The sequence below is a fragment of the Pseudomonas sp. Z1-12 genome (assembly GCF_051132015.1).
GTDB lineage: Bacteria > Pseudomonadota > Gammaproteobacteria > Pseudomonadales > Pseudomonadaceae > Aquipseudomonas > Aquipseudomonas zanjanensis.
This window is the reverse complement of sequence record NZ_CP071647.1, coordinates 3805232-3818237: the sequence shown is the minus strand read 5'-3', so window position 1 is coordinate 3818237 and position 13006 is coordinate 3805232. Positions and strand designations below refer to the sequence as shown.

Below are 13006 nucleotides of genomic sequence, written 5' to 3'. Positions count from 1 at the left end.
CTCAAGAGAAAAGACGCTATCGTGTAAGGGGGGCTGTATGCACCACAGCATGTGTGGGTCTGTCGCAGGGTGCGCGCAGTGCACCTTATGAAGCTGCTAGTAAGAAGGCGGGTCATGTTCCTACTCTGAACGATGGCTTCTGGGCCGAAAGCTGCCCGTTGTGAACGACAGCTGACGACCCAAAGCACCCACCCGCAAATCACCCCAGGCCATCCACCCTCACACCTGATCCATCGCCTCGCTCACCCACCGATCCTCCCCCAGAAACCCGCCACTCTGGTGGTGCCACAGCCGCGCATAGATGCCGTTCTTGGCGAGTAATTGTGCGTGGGTACCCTGTTCAATGATCCGCCCGTCATCCATGACAATCAGCCGATCCATCGCCGCAATCGTCGACAGCCGATGAGCAATGGCGATGACCGTTTTACCCTGCATCATTTCATCGAGGCTTTCCTGGATGGCCACTTCGACTTCCGAGTCCAGCGCGCTGGTCGCCTCGTCAAGGAGCAGGATTGGCGCGTTCTTGAGCATCACTCGGGCAATCGCGATGCGCTGGCGCTGGCCGCCCGACAGCTTGATGCCGCGCTCGCCCACCAAGGTGTCGTAGCCGGAGTGACCTTGGCGGTCGCTCAGTTGGCTGATGAACTCATCGGCCTGGGCATTGGCCGCCGCACGGCGGATTTGTGCGTCAGTTGCATCGGGTCGGCCGTAGGCGATGTTGTCACGAATGGAGCGGTGCAGCAGGGACGTATCCTGGGTGACCATGCCGATGGCGCTGCGCAGGCTGTCTTGCGTCACGCGGGATATGTCTTGCCCGTCGATACGGATCTGCCCGCTGTCGACATCATAAAAGCGCAGCAGCAAGTTGATGAGCGTGGATTTGCCGGCGCCGGAGCGGCCCACCAGGCCGATTTTCTCGCCCGGGCGGATGTCCAGGCTCAGGCCATCGAGCACCTGGCGTTCACCGTTGTAGTTGAAGCTCACGTTGTCGAAGGTGACTGCGCCGCCGGAGGTCACCAGCACCCCCGCGTCCGGCGCGTCCTGCACCTTGGGGCCGCGAGTCAGGGTTGCCATGCCATCCTGCACGGTGCCGATGCTCTCGAACAGCGAGGTCATTTGCCACATGATCCAGTGCGACATGCCATTGATGCGCAACGCCATGGCGGTGATCGCCGCCACCGCGCCGGCGCCGACGTCGCCCTGGTGCCACAACCAAAGCGCATAGCCACCAGCGGCCATGATCAACCCCACCACTAGCGCTTGGTTGACGATCTCGAACTGGCTGACCAGGCGCATCTGGCGAAAGCCGGTCTGCTTGAAATCCTCCATGGCCGCGCGCGCGAAGTGCGCTTCGCGGTTGGAATGGGAGAACAGTTTCACGGTGGTGATGTTGGTGTAGGCGTCCGAGATCCGTCCGGTCATTGACGAGCGGGCATTGGCCTGTTCCTGTCCGACTTTGCCCAAGCGGGGCACGAAGTAGAGCATGGCCAGCCCGAACAGCACGATCCAGGCCACGAACGGCAGCATCAGTTTCAGGGCGAAGCCGCCGGCCAAGGCGATGATCGCGATGAAATACACGCCGATTCCCGGGGCGATCTCGATCAGGGTGAACAGTACGTCGCGCACGGCCAGGGCCGTCTGCATCACCTTGGTGGTGACCCGGCCGGAAAATTCATCGGAAAAAAACGAAAGGCTTTGCCGCAGCATCAGGCGGTGGAAGTCCCAACGCAGCCGCAACGGCAGATTGATCGCCAATATCTGGTGCTGCACCATCGTACGCAGCGCCACCAGCCCGACGCTCGCCACCATGACGATACCCATGCCCCACAGCACGCGACTTTCCTGCGCTGCCGCGTCACCCCCGGCTTGCCAGGTCGAGAGCAGATCCACCACCTGGCCGAGGAACGAAAACAGCCAGGCTTCGTAGATCGACACGCCGGCGCTGAGCAGCGCAAACGCCAGGATGTAACCGCGGGCGCCCCGGGTGCAGGCCCAAAGGAACCGAGCCAGGCCGTTCGGTGGCGGGGGGACTTCGTCGGGTGGGAAGGGGTCGAGTCTTTGTTCAAATACGCGAAGCATGGTGGTCTCCGAAACGATCAATGACGGAGATTCTGCCATTTAAAGACTGCTTTGAGGGTTATGTGAAGTGGTGGGTATGGCTCTCTTGGCATGTCGCCCAGGATGTTGGGGCAGGGAGGAGGCTAAACAGCGTATTGACATATCGAAAAATCTCGATATTCTCGATGGCATGGAATTGATCGAAATATTCAAAGCGCTCTCGAACCCTACACGCCTGCAAATCTTGAAAGGCTTGAAGGATCCCGCAAAGAACTTCCCTCCGCAGGATGAAGGTGACGTTCTCACGGTGGGAGTCTGCGTCAGCAGTATTCAAGAAGGTATCGGACTGTCGCAGTCAACGGTGTCTGGTTACCTTGCGACGCTGCAACGAGTGGGCTTGGTCGAAGTCCGGCGTATCGGTCAGTGGACCTACTACAAGCGCAATGAAGCAACCATCAGCGCGCTTGCCGAGGTCATAGGGAAAGAACTGTAGTTTTTTTTACCGTAATATATCGAGATATCTCGATATTCCTTTTTATAGATGTGAGGAATTACGATGAAAGCAATGGTACTTAAATCATTCGGCGGCTCGGGATCGTTCGAACTGCGCGATGTGCCCAAGCCTGTACCGCACGCCGGACAAGTCTTGGTCCGAGTGCACGCAACCTCTATCAATCCGTTGGATTACCAGGTTCGTCGTGGCGACTATCCCGACTTGGTGCAACTGCCGGCCATTACCGGACACGATGTATCGGGCGTTGTCGAAGAGGTTGGGCCGGGAGTGACCACCTTCGCTCCAGGGGACGAAGTCTGGTACACCCCGCAAATATTTGACGGGCCAGGCAGTTATGCCGAGTACCACGTTGCCGCCGAAAGCATCATCGGGAAGAAGCCAGCCTCGCTGAGCCATCTCGAGGCGGCAAGCCTGAGCCTGGTTGGCGGGACGGTGTGGGAAGCATTGATCGTGCGTGCGGCGCTCAGAGTGGGGGAAAGCATTCTGATCCACGGCGGCGCGGGGGGCGTCGGGCATGTGGCGATCCAGGTGGCCAAAGCCATGGGGGCAAGGGTGTTCACGACCGTGCGTGAGGCAAACGCCGGGTTCGTCCGAAGCCTGGGAGCCGATGTGGTCATCGACTATGAAAAGGAGGACTACGTCGACGCCATCATGGGGGAAACGGGTGGTCGCGGAGTGGATGTGGTGTTCGACACCATCGGCGGCAATACCTTGTCGCGCAGCCCCGACGCGCTGGCACAGCTTGGCCGCGTTGTCTCGATCGTGGACATTGCGCAGCCACAAAATCTTGTCCAGGCCTGGGGCAAGAATGTGAGTTACCACTTCGTTTTCACCAGGCAGAACCGCGGCAAGCTCGATGACTTGAGCGCATTGGTCGCGCGAGGTCAGCTACGGCCACACGTTGGCGCCGTCTATTCGCTTGCCGATATTGGGCTGGCCCATGCCCGGCTGGAGAGCCCCAACAACGGTGTTCAAGGAAAAATCGCGATAGCGGTCGAGCCTTCGCTGATCCCGTAATTGCGTACGTTTAACCGTTCAAGCCATTTTCGAGGAATACCATGATTTATGAGATCGCTCTGCTCCCTGTCCACAAAGAACGCATTGAAACGTTCAGGCGTGCATTTGCCGAGGTCGCTCCTTTGCTCACCCGGGCAAAGGGTTACGGTGGTCACTTGCTGGCGCAAGGGATCGAGACCCCCGAGCAATTCAACCTGATCGTGCGATGGCAATCACTTGACGATCACACGCCGGGTTTCGAAGCGAGTGAAGACCATCGGATGTTCATGATGGGTCTAGAGGAATATTTTTCGGAGGAGCCGAGGGTCTACCACATCGAGGGGGCCGCTTCCTGTTCACCGTTTCTGACCGAGCAGTGGCGGAATTGACCACCCTCAGGGATTGGAACGCATCCGGCCCTGGATCGCCGTGCGCAGACAACCCCAGGCGATGAATCCGAGGATCAACACCTCGGCCATGCCCACCAGCATGTGGAATGAAAAGGTCAGCGGTTGTTCGGCCCAGTAGAAGGTTGTCATGCCGGTTCGACCGCCGCCGACGCGCAGCCGCCCGCTAAATAGCGCAGGGACCCACGTGATGACGTGACTCAGCTCCAGGACGGCCAGGAAAACACCCAGTAGAAGGAGCAGGGCGCGTGCGGGCGTGCCGAGTTTTTCAGTGGGCTCATGGGCAGGCGTGAGTTCCTGGGTTCTGCGCTGCCTGGCTTCCCTCACCGCCTTGCCGCTGGTTGGGGCTGGAGCGGGTCTGTAGGCTGGCTTCACAGCCGCCGTCGAACCCGCGACGACTTCAGTAGGCACTGCCACGTTCAGGTAGTCGGCCAGTTCACGCAGCCACACGTCGGTGGGTTTACTGCCCGGCACTACCGGAACGTTATCGGTGGTCAGGCGGTGCTCGGTGCCATCGCGCATTACCAGCCACAATTGGGTGTAGGCGGGCTCGGCCTCTTGGCGGCGGCGAAGTTCGAGGCATTTGGGGGTGTCGATTCTAAAGACCGAATGCACACGCTCGCGGCGTCCAAAAAAGTTCCGGGTGCGGCGCTTGCCTTCACCCTCGCGTCGCGATAACAGCAAGGTCTCGCGGACACCGGTGTATACCATCAAGAGGAGGCCGAGGGCAGGGATCAACAGCAGTCCCAGCACAATCAGCAGTGAGAACAGTGGATCGACGTCAGTCTGAGGGGGGCCTCCGTCCGCGACCACAAACACGGCGAACGCTACCGGCGCAATGAAGGCAAGCGCGCCTGTCAGCAGCACGAATGCGCTTTGTACGAGGTTACGCGAGTGGATATGCAGATCATCCTGCGCGGTGCGCTCGAATCGATGTCCGAACAACATGCAGACCTCCTGGTGCGCCGCCTTTGGATCGATCAAGGGATCGTGACAAGCGGTGGCACGCCGCAGGCCTGGATCGTGTAACTACGCCGCGCAGAATACCTCATGCCCAGACGTACCCGCTGACTTCAATGCGTGGCGGGAACGTTCTGTTTTGGCATGAAAAATCGAGCAAACAGCTCGGATTGGGACTTGATATTCAGTTTTGCGTAAATATTGCGGCGGTGAACCTTAATGGTTTCCGCCGAGAGGGAAAGCTTTCCGGCTATTTCTTTGTTGGAAAAGCCGCTGAGTAATAAGCGGAGGACATCACTTTCGCGTGCTGTTATCTGCGTGCCCAGCTGGTTGACCGTTTCTGGCCATAGAGGCGGCTCAGCCAGTGTTTTCTCTACGTCAATTTCAAACCCCATGCGCTGATGCATCAATGCGGTCACCCACGGTTTGATAATGTCGAGCAAGGTTATTTGTTCTTGGCTGAAACGGGCTTTGCTGCCAATAGATAGGCACAACGTTCTGTCGGGGTCGAGCTGGACATTGTATTGTGCTTCGTCCATGGAAATGTATTGGGCGAAATACTTGTGGTAATACTCGGTTTCAAGAAAGTATTCCGGTGCAATATCCAATAAGTGGAAGAAACCGCTCTGTGGGTTTTCCCGATTGGCTATATAAAACGGATCCAGCAAATAAAGACCTTTCACGTAGCGATGAATGAATGCGTCAACTTCTTCCGCATCGGCCACCTCGGGAAGACTGACGACCTGAACCTGTTGGTTGCTGAAAATCAATACCACCCAATTATCGATCTGCACGTATTCATTTAATGTGCGAACCAGTGAACTCCAGAACTCTGGGCGATTCAGCTGCATGATCAGCTTCCCAATCGATCGATGCCAGGCCAGGCTGTGAAGGTCAAACGGCATTTTCTACCCCTTTAGGGTTAGGGCGTTGCAGGTCGAAGGTAAGTATTCGTGGGTATTTACTATTCGGTGGCAGCCGGTATATTCGCTGCCAGGTTTACGATAGCCATGAGGGCATGTCGTCTTGACAAGGATGTTGCATGAGAAAGTCACATTTGCGAACCCTTTTTTCGGCCTCGCTTCTCTGTGTCGGGATAAGTACATCCGTGGCGGCTGCAGAGCCTGGGATGTATCTCTATAACTGGTTCGGGTTGCTGGCGCCGGAGACGCCAAAGGAGTTTGAGCAGGAAACTGGCACGCGAATGCACATGGATGCGTTCGACAGCGCTGAGATCATGCAGAGCAAGGTCATGGCCGGGCGCACCGGGTATGACGTGGTGGTGGCGACCTCCAATGTGTTGCCAGGCCTGATCCAGGCGGGCGTCCTTCAGCCTCTGGATCGTGATCAGCTGAGTAACTTTTCACATATTGACCCTGACATCCTCGCTCAGCTCGCAGTCAATGATCCAGGTAACCGCTACGCCGTGCCTTATTTGTGGGGCACTACTGGCATTGGTTATGACGTGGACAAAGTCAAAGCAGCATTGGGCAATGATGCGCCGGTCAATAGCTGGGATCTGATCTTCAAAGAAGAAAACATCAGCAAACTCCAGTCGTGTGGAGTGGCAATGCTCGACTCTCCCAGTGAGATCATCTCGATTGCCTTGAATTACCTTGGACTCCCTAGCAACAGCAAGAACCCGGATGATTACCAGAAAGCTCAGGCCTTGCTGTTGAAAATCCGCCCCTACGTCCTTTATTTCGATTCGTCCAGAATCGACGCCGACCTGGCAGACGGCAATATCTGTGCTGTTGTGGGGTGGGCCAATGGTGCCCTGGCTGCACAGGCCATCAACGAAAAGGCTAACACCGGACGCAAGATTTCCTACAGTCTTCCTCGCGAAGGCGCGCTTTCCTGGTCGGAGAATCTGGTGCTGCTGAAAGATGCGCCCCATCCCAAGGAAGGCATGGCGTTCATCAATTATATGTTGCGACCAGAAATTATCGCCAAGACCTCAAATCACACGCTGTACCCTAACGCAAACAAAGATGCCGCTGAGTTTGTCGAGCAGAAGTTGCGAGACAACCCTTGGATCTATCCAGACAAAAAGACGGTCGCGACACTTATTCCCCTTGAGCCACTGCCATTGAAACTGGAGCGAATCCGCACGCGGATATGGACCAAAGTGAAGAGTGGTGTGTGACCTGACTTGATTGTCGCCTGTTGCTCGTTGCGTGCCTTGGTTATAGGCGGGCATCGGACGAGCAGCAGGTTTAAAAAGAGAACAGCGGATGTTCAACCCAGCCAATCAAACGCACTTCAGTTTGACCATCGACGGTTTTGCCCACGACTTTCAAGTGCTCGCCTTCACGGGGGAAGAGGCGCTCAGCAGGCCTTACCTGTTCAGCGTGGATTTTGTCAGCGAACGGTCTGACCTGGCGCTTGAAAGCCTCTTCGATCGAGAGGCTTTCCTGGCCTTGGACGCGAAGGGCAATGGCATTCATGGACGGGTCTATCACATCGTTCAAAGCGCTCATGGTCAGCACTTGACGCGCTACAGCCTGGCCCTCGTCCCGCAGTTGTCCTACTTGCGTCACCGCATCAACCGGAGGATTTATCAACAGTTCTCGGTACCGAAAATCGTAGCCTTGATATTGGAAGAACACGGCGTTGTGGGCGACGCTTATCGGTTTCATCTGGGGGCGACCTACCCAGACCGTGAATACTGTACTCAGTACAACGAAACGGACTTGCACTTTGTTCAGCGCTTGTGTGAAGAAGAGGGTATTCACTTTCACTTCCAACACAGTGCTCAAGGCCATGTGCTGGTCTTTGGTGACGATCAGGCGGTTTTCCCCAGGATTGGACAGCCCACTGCTTATGGACAAGCGCGCGACAGGGTGGCCAACGAGCCACTGATCAAGCGCATCAACCTGCGCCTGGGACAGCTCACCCGTCGTATCTCGCACCCACCGCTGGACATTGAAACAGATGACAGGCTGGAGCGTTTCACCGGTCATGAGCACGGCAAGCAGATACGTCTTCGGACCATGGAACGCCGCCACGCGGCTTATCGACAAGCCGAAGGGCAGAGCGACCAGACTCGGCTAATCAGCGGTCAAGTACTGGACATCTCAGGCCATCCGCGCCAGGAGTGGAATGCCCCATGGCTACTGACCCTGGTCGTCCACGAAGGCCGGCAACCCCAGGTAATGAGTGAGCACGTCGCCGGCGGCAACACGGGGAACGAAGAGGACTTCCATCAGGGTTACCGCAACCGCTTTATCGTACTTCCATGGAGTGTGTCCTATCGTCCGCCGTTGGCTCACAAGAAACCGCAGGTACTACGCAACCAGACCGCTGTAGTCATCGCCCTGGAGGAGGAAGAAATCCAGCGTGATCGGCGCTTCGCAAGAATCAAGGTCGAGTTCCCCTGGGATCGTGAAGATCGATTTGACGACAAGAGTCGTTGTTGGCTGAAGAGTGCGTCCGATTGGCGTTGTGAGATGGGGCCGCCCCGGACGGGCATGGAGGTCGTGGTTGCATTTCTTGAGAACGATCCTGATCAGCCGGTGATCAGTGGTTGTTTGTGTTGTCGTTAAGGGCGTTCAGCCGTTGCTTTCCTTTCGGCTGGTGTATCCGTCAGTCGACTGGCTCTATGACTCGCCAGTTAAGCGCAAGCGGTTGCAGCATTGCGCTGTCAGGTTGCATGTCCAGTCGCGCCGAACGTCCGAGTCTTTGTCGTTGAGGGTGGTTGCGGCGTTACGGCAGCAGGATTGGGGCGGTGAGGCTTTCGACATCACCCATCGGGAGTCATGGTTGTAACGATGCTTATGGGCTGCAGCGTAACTGCGCTGGCGGAAGCTAGCCCTCTTAACTAGCGCCGCTGGGCAATCGCCTCGGAATGTTTTTGTACTGCATCGCTGAACGCCACCATGTCGAAGTGTTGCGGATCGTCATGCCCACCAGCATAGAACTGATCGAGCACTGCATGAAAGGCGGGGACCAGCCACTGACCGCGTCGTGCGCTCGCCACTAGGTAAAGCAGCGCGAGCCTTTCATATTGCTTTGCGGTGAACCCCGGAGTCGGCGCGTCGAAGTCATTCGCCACATCTCCGGGCTTCGGGATTTTCGGGGAGCCAACCCGTGGTTGAATGTTCTCCACTCCGACGAACAGCTTCGTCTTGGCCGTTCCATCGGCGCACGATTCGAATTTCGTCGTCGCTATCTGGTCGGCAAAGTCTACCTCGGTAATTGACGCTCCGATGCGATTGGTGAAGGCATGTGCCGCGCGATCAGGATACGCCTTTGGATGACCGCCGAAATTTTTGTTGTAGTTCCAGCTTGCATCGTCCCGGTTCAGCGGGAACTCGCCACGCTTTGGACATGAGGCCGAAGGCCACGCCTCCGAACAGTTGGGTGAGCTGGTGTCGTGAATGATGTAATAGTTTGCCAAGATCGGCTTGTTGATCGGTCCGCCAATATCGGCCGCCTCGATCTTTTGTACATCGAGCAGTGCTTGCACCACCTGGATGCTGGGAGCAGGCTTTCCGGCAATTTCCTTGAGAAATAGCGTGATCGTTTCATCTCCGATGTTGCCCTGACGTTTCACCTCCCGTGTCAGGCAGCTCGCTTGCTGCGCAGCCGTTCCCTCAAACGATTTTTTGTATACGTCAAACTTGCAAGGTCCGGCACGTCCTTCTTGTGAGCTGATCCCCTTTTTTAGGTCGCACTTTGCAGCCCAAGCCGCAGAGCTTCCTGCAAACATCAGCATCAGTACGATATCGCGGATACGCTTTATTCTCTGGACACTTGCCATGACCGCCCTCAACGTCTCGATTGGACTGAATATTGCTATTTGCAGGCCTCTAGCAATTTGATCGCAAGGTCTTTGCTAGGTTGATCAGCCTGCGCAGCAAGTGTCGCTGCTGTGGGAGCGATCTTTTCTTTACAGCTTGCCTGTGCTTGCGCTTGTTGACTGAAGTTTCTTGCGATGTTTTGCGCGGCTAGACCTGTAGCAAACACTTTCCCAATGCCTTGGCCTGCACTGTCGGCGCGCAATAGGGTGTTTGAGTCGAATGCCGAGAAGACTGAGAGAGCGTCATCGCGGCTTAGCACGTTGCTGAGGTTTACGCTTAATGCTTGGACCCTCTGGCGAGCGTGGTCAATCTGCTCCTGGGCATCCTGTATTTTTTTGTCAGAAGCGCCACTGTTGGCGTTTTGCAACGTATTGATATTTTGGGTTTCGGTATCGATTTGTTTTACTAGTAAAGCTGCGAGTTTTTCGCGCTCTGGCGCAGTTAATGATTCTCCTGACTTAACCTCATGGATTTGCTCGGCACCCGTTTTAATGCGCTCAACAACCGGCACATAGGCCGCATCGAGCGTATTCACGCCTATGGATGCAGCGAATTCTCCGGTGCCTGTTCCAGGTGCTGATACATCAACTCCGACGGACGTCTTGGACACAAATATCAATGGTGTTTTACTGGTGCAGCCCGCTATGGCGATGAATGCGAGCACTACGAGGAGTCGATGTTTCAAGGGAGAGTCTCCATGTCATTTGAGCACACGTGGTGGATGGTTTGACCCAGTGCTTCTTTGATCTTTTCGATTTGCCTGTGATTGCGGATGATAAGGATCAGATTGCAGGAGGAAGGGGAGGGAATAACGACGACTTCCTGATTCAAGTACCCAACGTTGTTGGTGCCCTGAATACTCGTTGCGCCAATTCCGAATGCTGAGGTGACGATAGCGCGCGCCGGCATGTCGGTCTGCAGATCGACCGGTCCAAAATTGAGGAAGCGCTGCTGAGTGCTGGCGCCTTTGACGGTGACAACAGAACAGCCACTCGCCAAGCAGGACGTAAGGAATACGCCTATGAGTCGCATTGAGGTTTTCGCCTATAAACGCAGATTAGGACTAGGTTTAGTCTTCGTTTTGATTGCTGTCAAAATAATATCAGTCGCGATTGGTGAACCAAGGCTAGGTTCGGGCAACTCCACAGGGAAAAGGGAAGACCTATAAGAATGGAAAAGGAAGATCCATTAATGGGCAGAATAGCCGCTTTTGGAAAGCTGTCTGTTTCGGTACAGCTCATGGCCGGTTCTCGTCCCCCTTATGTTTTGTCTTTGCTGCTGCGCGTAGGTCGCCGGAGATTATTCAGGTAGTAATCTAACAAAAACCGTCTGACGTCGAATGAAACTAATCATCAAGGCATATTTATATTATTGGTTAGCCAAAGGTGGTGGGTCTAGTGATTGCCGATATGGCTTAAACGGCTCCTTTTTGACCGTTTGTAGCCCACCACGACCAGTAGCCGCACCATCGCAGCAAGCCCGCAATAACCCGTCTAGACTCCATGCGCACTCATTCACTCTCAACCCAGCGCAGGTCGCCGAAGCCTCTTGCCCTGAAGGAGTCCGTCATGCGCTATCGCATTTTCGGCAATACCGGCCTGCGGGTCTCTTCCCTCGCGCTGGGCACTGGCAATTTTGGTAAAGGCTGGGGTTACGGGGCCGACTTGGACGAGGCCCGTAGAATCTACGACGGTTACCGAGAAGCAGGGGGCAATTTCATCGATACGGCCGATCAATATCAATTTGGCCAATCGGAATCCATGCTTGGAGATTTCATGGCGACCGAGCGTGATGAAGTGGTTCTGGCGACCAAGTTCTCGCTGGGTGATTCACCCGGTGCCGGCGTCCTGCGCTCCGGCAACAGCCGCAAAGCCATGCGCAGCTCGGTGGAGGCCAGCCTCAAGCGCCTCAAGACGGATCACATTGATCTTTTGTGGGTGCACATGCCCGATGGCGTAACGCCTATCGACGAAATTGTGCGGGGGCTGGATGACCTGATCCGCTCTGGCAAAGTGCTCTATAGCGGACTGTCGAACTTCCCGGCTTGGCGTGTGGCAACGGCCGCCACCCTGGCGGAGCTTCGTGGTTGGTCGGCGATATCGGCGGTGCAATTGGAGCACAGCCTGGTGGAGCGCTCGGCCGAACGCGAACTCCTGCCAATGGCCGCTGCCTTCAATCTGGGAACCGTCGGATGGTCACCCCTCGGCGGTGGTTTGCTGACCGGTAAATACCGCAAAGGGGAAACCGGTCGTGCGCAGGGTTTGGGGGCGGTGATCCACGATGAGGACAGCGAGCGCAAGACCTCGACGGTGGACGCGGTGTTAGCGATCGCCGAAGAGACCGGCCACACGCCGGGCCAGATCGCAATCGCCTGGGTGCTGGCCAAGGGAACACTCCCGATCATCGGTCCACGCACGCCGGAGCAGATGGCCGATAACCTGGCGTCAATCGAGGTTCAGCTGACGGCGGATCAACTGGCACAGCTGGACGCTGCCAGCGCCATGCCCCTTGGGTTCCCACACGATAAGGTGGCTGCTTCAGCGCCTTCGCTTGCTGGCGGCAAGGCAGACCTCATTGATGCAATGAACCGGGCCGTTCGATGAATCGATCGCGGTGGGGCCGCTTGCATCAACGTTTGAATGTACCGACGCCATCGCGAGCAAGCTCGCTCCCACAGTTGATTGGGGGGCCGACTGAGCAATACGTCGCATCAGCTGCTTGACCTTGAAGTTGGCTTTAAGCTTAACGTGGGCTTCAAGGGCAACGGATTTTTCAGGGGGCGTTATGAGAATAGGCGAACTGGCGAAAATCAGCGGGTTGGCGCCGTCACGCATCCGGTTCTACGAAGCCAGCGGCCTGATCAAGTCCGTCGGGCGCAAAGCCAATGGCTATCGGGATTACGCGCCTGATACCGAGTGGGTTCTGGAGCTCATCACCGGCGCACAGGCTGCCGGTTTCTCATTGGAGGAAATTCGCCAATTGATGCCGATGAATGCCAGCGGCTGGCAGCACGATGAGCTGCTCAGTGGACTCAAGCAAAAGGTTGAGGAGATCGGCGTACTGCAGCAACGGCTGGCCCAGAACAAGGCGCAACTTCTGCTCGTCATCAAGGGCATCGAGGGTAAGCCCGAAGGCATGGCGTGTGCGGACAACGCGCAATTGCTGATCAATCGGCTGCGCGAAGACGGTGTCGTCCATCCTGCAGGCAAGCGTGCGACAGCGTCCTCCAAGGGAAAAAATGCCCGTCAGGCTTCCGAGGCCTGAAGGGC

At 56.5% G+C, this 13006-nt stretch carries 13 protein-coding genes; 7 read left to right on the top strand and 6 right to left on the bottom strand.

Annotated features, from left to right (window positions below):
* Positions 1 to 219: 219 nt before the first annotated feature.
* Positions 220 to 2079 carry an ABC transporter ATP-binding protein gene (locus J3P85_RS16015; RefSeq protein ID WP_434702369.1) on the bottom strand — a complete coding sequence of 620 codons (1860 nt, stop codon included), beginning with the start codon at positions 2077 to 2079 and terminating at the stop codon, positions 220 to 222.
* 169 nt (positions 2080 to 2248) lie between these two features.
* On the opposite strand from J3P85_RS16015, the gene J3P85_RS16010 reads away from it, so the two are divergent.
* The 3 genes from J3P85_RS16010 to J3P85_RS16000 all read left to right on the top strand — a co-directional run bounded on the left by J3P85_RS16010 (position 2249) and on the right by J3P85_RS16000 (position 3957).
* Positions 2249 to 2551, top strand: a complete 303-nt coding sequence (locus J3P85_RS16010; RefSeq protein WP_186704782.1) for an ArsR/SmtB family transcription factor — start codon at positions 2249 to 2251, stop codon at positions 2549 to 2551.
* Between the two features lie 63 nt (positions 2552 to 2614).
* Positions 2615 to 3589 carry a zinc-dependent alcohol dehydrogenase family protein gene (locus J3P85_RS16005; protein WP_434702368.1) on the top strand — a complete coding sequence of 325 codons (975 nt, stop codon included), beginning with the start codon at positions 2615 to 2617 and terminating at the stop codon, positions 3587 to 3589.
* Between the two features lie 41 nt (positions 3590 to 3630).
* Positions 3631 to 3957, top strand: coding sequence for an antibiotic biosynthesis monooxygenase family protein (locus J3P85_RS16000; protein WP_434702367.1), 327 nt, complete (start codon positions 3631 to 3633; stop codon positions 3955 to 3957).
* Positions 3958 to 3963: 6 nt separating this feature from the next.
* Here the strand turns inward: J3P85_RS16000 and J3P85_RS15995 are convergent, their stop codons facing one another.
* Both J3P85_RS15995 and J3P85_RS15990 read right to left on the bottom strand, forming a co-directional pair.
* Positions 3964 to 4923, bottom strand: a complete 960-nt coding sequence (locus J3P85_RS15995; RefSeq protein ID WP_434702366.1) for a hypothetical protein — start codon at positions 4921 to 4923, stop codon at positions 3964 to 3966.
* A gap of 125 nt (positions 4924 to 5048) precedes the next feature.
* Positions 5049 to 5840, bottom strand: coding sequence for a response regulator transcription factor (locus J3P85_RS15990; protein WP_434702365.1), 792 nt, complete (start codon positions 5838 to 5840; stop codon positions 5049 to 5051).
* Between the two features lie 137 nt (positions 5841 to 5977).
* On the opposite strand from J3P85_RS15990, the gene J3P85_RS15985 reads away from it, so the two are divergent.
* Both J3P85_RS15985 and tssI read left to right on the top strand, forming a co-directional pair.
* Positions 5978 to 7081 (top strand): polyamine ABC transporter substrate-binding protein, encoded by a 1104-nt coding sequence (locus tag J3P85_RS15985; RefSeq protein ID WP_411387302.1) that lies wholly within the window; start codon positions 5978 to 5980, stop codon positions 7079 to 7081.
* Between the two features lie 88 nt (positions 7082 to 7169).
* Positions 7170 to 8480 (top strand): type VI secretion system tip protein TssI/VgrG, encoded by a 1311-nt coding sequence (gene tssI, locus J3P85_RS15980; RefSeq protein WP_434702364.1) that lies wholly within the window; start codon positions 7170 to 7172, stop codon positions 8478 to 8480.
* Between the two features lie 275 nt (positions 8481 to 8755).
* Here tssI and J3P85_RS15975 read toward each other — a convergent pair whose 3' ends face one another.
* From J3P85_RS15975 to J3P85_RS15965, 3 genes are read right to left on the bottom strand one after another with little or no spacing between them, the layout of a single operon-like run.
* Positions 8756 to 9697 carry a hypothetical protein gene (locus J3P85_RS15975; RefSeq protein WP_434702363.1) on the bottom strand — a complete coding sequence of 314 codons (942 nt, stop codon included), beginning with the start codon at positions 9695 to 9697 and terminating at the stop codon, positions 8756 to 8758.
* A 35-nt stretch (positions 9698 to 9732) separates the two neighbouring features.
* Positions 9733 to 10422 (bottom strand): hypothetical protein, encoded by a 690-nt coding sequence (locus tag J3P85_RS15970; protein WP_434702361.1) that lies wholly within the window; start codon positions 10420 to 10422, stop codon positions 9733 to 9735.
* Positions 10419 to 10769, bottom strand: coding sequence for a hypothetical protein (locus J3P85_RS15965; protein WP_434702360.1), 351 nt, complete (start codon positions 10767 to 10769; stop codon positions 10419 to 10421). Before J3P85_RS15965 ends, J3P85_RS15970 begins: the two co-directional genes overlap by 4 nt.
* A 536-nt stretch (positions 10770 to 11305) precedes the next feature.
* On the opposite strand from J3P85_RS15965, the gene J3P85_RS15960 reads away from it, so the two are divergent.
* Both J3P85_RS15960 and J3P85_RS15955 read left to right on the top strand, forming a co-directional pair.
* Positions 11306 to 12340, top strand: a complete 1035-nt coding sequence (locus J3P85_RS15960; protein WP_434702359.1) for an aldo/keto reductase — start codon at positions 11306 to 11308, stop codon at positions 12338 to 12340.
* Positions 12341 to 12521: 181 nt separating this feature from the next.
* Positions 12522 to 13001: a MerR family transcriptional regulator gene (locus J3P85_RS15955; RefSeq protein ID WP_434702358.1), complete on the top strand. Its 480-nt coding sequence runs from the start codon at positions 12522 to 12524 to the stop codon at positions 12999 to 13001.
* Positions 13002 to 13006: the final 5 nt, after the last annotated feature.